Source organism: Nocardia farcinica (genome assembly GCF_029867845.1).
Lineage (GTDB): Bacteria > Actinomycetota > Actinomycetes > Mycobacteriales > Mycobacteriaceae > Nocardia > Nocardia farcinica_A.
In genome coordinates this window covers 1-4679 of the sequence record NZ_JARWRU010001130.1, presented here as the reverse complement: position 1 = coordinate 4679, position 4679 = coordinate 1, and the positions used below count along the sequence as shown (strand labels likewise).

The following is a 4679-nucleotide window of genomic DNA, read 5'->3' as shown; positions in this document are numbered from 1 at the left end:
GACCCGCCCCGCCTGCCGCTTGCGTCTGCGTCTGCTCTTAGACGGCGCGGCGGCGGGCAGGCGCAGCATCGGCAGGCCCGTGTCGAACGGGTTGGCCCGCTCGGGCGGGCTGGGCTCGTCCTCGCCTCGGTCAGAGGGCGTCATCGCCGAAATCGCCGATCACCGCGGCGGGGACGGTCTTCGACTCGGGCACGATCTCCGACGCGGGCACTGTCACCCCCAACTGTCCCTCGCGCTTGCGTTCCTGGTCGCCGCCCGCGCCAGGCGGCATGGCCAGACCACCCGCGGCGCCACCGGGCGAGACCGGTCGCGACGGCTCGGGGCTGCTCGGCGCGGGCGCCTGCGCGACCGGCCGGTCGGCCGGGTCCGGCGTGATCGACTGACCGGGGCTCGGTTCGGGCGCGGCCGGTTTCGGCGTGTCCGCCTTGGGCGCCGACGGCGCGGCGGCGCCCGGGGCGGCCCCGCCTGCGCCGCCGCCGAAGTCGAACAGCTTGTTCGGGGTGGTGGCGCCGGAGTTGCCTGCGCCCGCGGTGGTGGTGTTGGCGCCACCCGGGTTGATCAGTTCCGGGATCGCCTGGGAGATGGCCGCGTTCGCGGAGGCGGCGACGGTGTCCATGGCGTGCATGCCCGTCTCGGCGATCTTGTCGATCAGGTGGGTGCCGATGTCGACGCCCGCGCTGATGGCGGCGGTGCCGAGGTCGACACCCGCGGCGATGAGCTGCTGCTGCAACTGCATCTGCGCGATGAGCGCGGGATCGAGCGGCTGACCGTCGGCGGTGGTCTGCGGAATCTGCCCCGCGGGCAGGTTCGAGTAGTAGGTGGTCGGCGTCGCGGTGCCGCCGATGCCGCCGCCGTAGCCGTCCGTGCGGTCGGTCAGGCCCGCCGGGGTGGTGACGGTGAGCGGGCCCATCGTGTCGATCCGGCTGGTGTGCCCGTCCATCTCGGACCGGGCGGCCTGCACGGTCTCGATGGCCTCGCGCAGCGCGGCCGCGGCGCGGTCGATCACCGCGTCGGTCTCGGGGGCGGAGGTGGAGTTGGCCAGGATCACCCTGGCGTCGGCGCGGAAGTCGGCGATGATCTGGTCGACCTTGCGGGCGGCGCGGGCGCTGGTGGCCTGGGCGTCGGCGAGCACCGCCAGATAGGCGGGACCCCGATCGGAGATCTCGCCGATCTCGGTGTGGGTGGTGCGCATGGCGGGCACCGCGGCGGCGGCGCCGGCGGAGGCCCAGGTGGATTCGAGCGCGTACAGGCCGTCGCGGTGCGGGCCCTCGGACTCGGCGGCCGTGCTGCTGGCCGCCGACAGGGCGGCGGTGATGACGCGATCGGGCATGGTGGCCCCGGAGCCGAGGGTCGAGCGCAGCTCCAGCATCGGGCGCACCAGCGCGGCGATCATCGGCGGATCGACGGCGGGATCGGGGGTGACCGGCAGGGTTTCGCTCGCCGCGGACTCGGCGGGACGCCGCCTGCGCAGCGCGGTCAGCGTCTTCATGCCAGCTCCTCGCTGGTCGCGGCCAGCCGGGCCGCCGAGGCGGCGTCGCCCTCGGTCATGGCGGCGCTGTAGTCGCGCAGCGCCTGGCCGTAGGCGCCCACCAGCTGTCCGGCGGTGGACAGCGCCTGCGCGTGCTCGGCCACGGCGGCGGTGAACTTGGCGGCGAATCCCGCGCCGAGCAGGCCCAGATCGGCTTCCAGCCGGGACCGGTCGAGCGCGCCCGCGCCCGCCCGCGCCGCGTCGGTGAGTTGCTCCGACACGGTGTCGGCGATGGCGGTGTACGCCGCGATCGCGGCCGGATCGAGCTTCAGCGTGTCCATTGTTCCCCCTTAACGGAAACCCCTGGTGATCTACGCGACCCGTCCATAGTCGCATGCTGCCGCCCGGAATAACCCCTGGCAACCGGAAAGTTGGTGCCGGTATACAGAACGCGGGCAGCGCGCTCTGCCGCGCGTTCGCGCTGTCGCCTGCCCGCACGGGAGGAGGAGGACAGGTGGCAGCGGACGGACCGGCGACGGCCGAGGGGCCCGCGCGCGTGGGTGCCGCGCGATCGACGGGTGTGGGACTGCGCTCCGAGCGCGGCCCGATCCTCGCCTCGCTCATGCTCGCCACCGCCCTGGTGGCGCTGGACGCCACCATCATCGCCACCGCCGTCCTGTCGATCACCCACTCGCTCGGCGGCTTCGCCCAGTTCCCGTGGCTGTTCTCGATCTACCTGCTCGCCCAGGCGGTGACCGTGCCGGTCTACGGCAAGCTGGCCGACATCGTGGGCCGGAAACCGGTGATCCTGTTCGGCATCGCCACCTTCGCCCTCGGCTCGCTGCTGTGCGGGCTGGCCACCAGCATGACCGCGCTCATCGTGTTCCGCGCGGTGCAGGGCATCGGCGCGGGCGCCATCCAGCCGATGACCATGGTGATCGCGGGCGATCTGTACACCCTGGCCGAACGGGCCAAGGTGCAGGGCTATCTGGCTAGCGTGTGGGCGATCTCGGCGGTGGGCGGGCCGCTGCTCGGCGGCGTCTTCGTCGATTTCGTCAGCTGGCGCTGGATCTTTCTGGTGAATCTGCCGCTGTCGGCGGTGGCGTCGTGGATGCTGGCGCGCAACTTCCGGGAGCGGGCCGAGCGCGGGAACCAGCGCGTCGACTATCCGGGCGCGGTGCTGCTCACCCTCGGCGCGGGCGCGGTGATTCTCGGTCTGCTGGAGGGCGGGCACGCCTGGGCGTGGTCATCGCCGCAGAGCGTCGGGGTGTTCGTGGTCGGCGCGCTGGCGCTGGCGCTGTTCGGCTGGGTGGAGACGCGCACCGAGCACCCGATCCTGCCGCTGTGGGTGTTCACCCGGCGGGTGGTCGTGGCGAGCAGCCTGGTCGCGGTCTCGGTGGGCGCGGTGATGCTCGGCCTGTCGTCCTACGTGCCGACCTTCAGTCAGGGCGTGCTCGGGGCGAGCGCACTGGTCGGCGGCCTGACCGTGGGCGCGCTGAGCCTCGGCTGGCCGCTGGCGGCCTCCCAGGCCGGAAAGGTCTATCTGCGCATCGGCTTCCGCGGCAGCGCCCTCATCGGCAGCGGCCTGGCCGCCCTGGGCGCGCTGTCGGCGCTGCTGATAGACCAGCATTCGCCGGTCTGGCGGGTGGCGCTGTCGTGTTTCGTGATCGGCGCCGGCCTCGGCCTGGTGTCCACGCCGAGCCTGATCGCCGCGCAGACCAGTGCGCGCTGGTCCGAGCGCGGGGTGGTGACCTCGGCGAACAGCTTCGCGCGGTCGATCGGCAGCGCGGTCGGGGTCGCGGTCTTCGGCGCGATGGTGAACGCGAGGACCGGCGGTGCCGATCAGCCTGCGCCGCAGGTGCTGGCCGAGGCGGTGCACCTGGTGTTCGTGGCCATCGCGGTCATCGCGGTGCTGCTGCTCACGGCGGCCGCCATGCTGCCCGGCCGGGCGGTGGACGGCACGGTGTGACCGAACCCGCGGAATGCCCGCTCGGGCGGGCGGCGTTGTCCTGAGCAGACGCACCACAGGAAGATCCGCCGCCGATGCCCGAGGAGCTCCACCCATGATCGACGTCCCACTGTCCGTGCTCGACCTCGCGCCGGTACAGGAAGGCTCCGGCGCGGCGGAGGCGCTGGCCGCGACGACCGAGCTCGCCCGGCGCACCGAGGAGCTGGGCTACCGGCGGTTCTGGGTGGCCGAGCACCACAACATGCCCGGCATCGCCAGCTCCGCGCCCGCGGTGGTGATCGCGCACGTGGCGGCGGCCACCAGCCGGATCAGGGTCGGTTCGGGCGGGGTGATGCTGCCCAATCACGCGCCGCTGGTGGTGGCCGAACAGTTCGGCACCCTGGAGGCGCTGCATCCCGGCCGCATCGACCTCGGCATCGGCCGCGCCCCCGGCACCGACCACGCCACCGCCCGGGCCCTGCGCCGCACCGAGGCGGGCCTGTCGGCGGAGAACTTCCCGCAGGAGCTGGCCGATCTGCTTCGCTACTTTCGCGGCACCGGCCCCGGCGGCATCACCGCCACCCCCGGCCGCGACCTGGAACCGGAGATCTGGCTGCTCGGGTCCAGCGGCTACAGCGCGCAGGTGGCGGCCGTGCTCGGCCTGCGTTTCGCCTTCGCCCACCACATCAACCCGGCGGCCACCGAGGCCGCGCTCGCGCTCTATCGCAGCGAGTTCCGCCCGTCGGACGCGCTGGCCGAGCCGTACGCCATGGTGGCCGCGGGCGCGCTGGTGGCCGACAGCGACGAGCGCGCCGAGGAACTGGCCAGGCCACGAGACCTGGTGTTCCTGCAGCTGGCCGCGGGCAGGCCGCGCCCGCTGGCCACGCCGGAGCAGGCCGCGGCCCACGAGTTCACCGAGCGGGAGCGGGCGTTCGTCGAGCAGCGCCGCGCCGGTCAGGTGCTCGGCTCGCCGGAGACGGTACGCGCCCAGCTGGCCGACCTGCTGCGGCGCACCGAGGCCGACGAGCTGATGCTCAACGCGATGGTCTACGACATCGAGGAGCGCACCCGCTCTTTCGAGCTGCTCACCAAGATCGCCGCGAGCTGACCCGGCGCGCGCCGGCGCGCGCGTGGGGCCGGCCGGCGGGTGCCGGGTCTCCTCGGTGCGGTGGTGTGGGCCGTGCCGTGGTGTGGGATCGCTGTGATGACGGAACAGTGGGGTCGGAGCAGTGGGGTCGGAGCAGTGGGGTCGGAGCAGTGGGG

The 4679-nt window shown here is 73.6% G+C and carries 4 protein-coding genes; 2 read left to right on the top strand and 2 right to left on the bottom strand.

All coding sequences use genetic code 11. From position 1 onward, the window contains the following. Window positions 1-130: 130 nt before the first annotated feature. Together QH283_RS25220 and QH283_RS25215 are read right to left on the bottom strand one after the other, a co-directional pair. A complete protein-coding gene (locus QH283_RS25220; RefSeq protein WP_280505423.1) occupies window positions 131-1489 on the bottom strand; it encodes a hypothetical protein in 1359 nt (452 codons plus the stop codon). Beyond that, the gene (locus QH283_RS25215; RefSeq protein WP_280505422.1) at window positions 1486-1809 is read right to left on the bottom strand and encodes a hypothetical protein; all 324 of its coding nucleotides are present in this window, start codon (window positions 1807-1809) and stop codon (window positions 1486-1488) included. Before QH283_RS25215 ends, QH283_RS25220 begins: the two co-directional genes overlap by 4 nt. 215 nt (window positions 1810-2024) lie before the next feature. Here QH283_RS25215 and QH283_RS25210 point away from each other — a divergent pair, with 215 nt between their 5' ends. Together QH283_RS25210 and QH283_RS25205 are read left to right on the top strand one after the other, a co-directional pair. After that, window positions 2025-3437 (top strand): MFS transporter, encoded by a 1413-nt coding sequence (locus QH283_RS25210; RefSeq protein WP_280505424.1) that lies wholly within the window; start codon window positions 2025-2027, stop codon window positions 3435-3437. A gap of 94 nt (window positions 3438-3531) precedes the next feature. Continuing rightward, the gene (locus tag QH283_RS25205; RefSeq protein WP_280505421.1) at window positions 3532-4524 is read left to right on the top strand and encodes an LLM class flavin-dependent oxidoreductase; all 993 of its coding nucleotides are present in this window, start codon (window positions 3532-3534) and stop codon (window positions 4522-4524) included. The last annotated feature ends 155 nt before the right edge of the window (window positions 4525-4679 follow it).

Excerpts from the sequence above, each read along its gene's own strand:
- QH283_RS25220 (WP_280505423.1), bottom strand. The coding sequence starts at position 1,489 with ATGAAGACGCTGACCGCGCTGCGCAGGCGGCGTCCCGCCGAGTCCGCG.
- QH283_RS25215 (WP_280505422.1), bottom strand. The coding sequence starts at position 1,809 with ATGGACACGCTGAAGCTCGATCCGGCCGCGATCGCGGCGTACACCGCC.
- QH283_RS25205 (WP_280505421.1), top strand. The coding sequence starts at position 3,532 with ATGATCGACGTCCCACTGTCCGTGCTCGACCTCGCGCCGGTACAGGAA.